Source organism: Burkholderia sp. AW33-5, assembly GCF_053427615.1.
Genome location: NZ_JBSAXA010000105.1, coordinates 1 through 468 on the forward strand (window position 1 = coordinate 1; position 468 = coordinate 468).

Here is a 468-nt window from a genome sequence, read left to right on the forward strand (position 1 = left end):
AAAAAAGTTCTTCTTCATCGGATGCTCCGTTAAAAATCGCCCAGGGCGTCCCAGGCGGGGTGATGGTCTGTCTCGCGGGCACGGTCGGCCCCGGTAGTGAATGTGTCGTCGGCTCGCCGCACACGCGCCGGGCGCGCGGCGCCACCACGTGAGCCCGGCACCGCGCCGTCCGGCACGACCGCGATCGGCGGCACGACTGTGCCGCTGGCGCCGATCGCGGCCGCGGCCACGCGCTGCACATAGCTCGTCCCGCCCGGCTCGCGCTTGAAGCCTCGAGTGAAATTGCCGCTGTAGTAGCAGCTGAGCGATGCGCGCACCGCGTCTTGCGGAACGCGTCCGCCGGCGGACGCGCGCGTATAGCAGTCGGTGAGAATCGCACCGCCGGCGCGCAGGTTCGCGCATGGATCGAACACGGTTTCGGCGGTCAACCCGTACAGGCGCAGGTTCGCCCGGTTGACCTGCGAGAGG

At 69.0% G+C, this 468-nt stretch carries 1 protein-coding gene; it reads right to left on the reverse strand.

What is annotated here, in order from left to right:
- Nucleotides 1-29 precede the first annotated feature (29 nt).
- A partial coding sequence (locus tag ACV22V_RS32565) for a lytic transglycosylase domain-containing protein (RefSeq protein WP_448016842.1) occupies nucleotides 30-468 on the reverse strand: 439 nt, incomplete at its 5' end.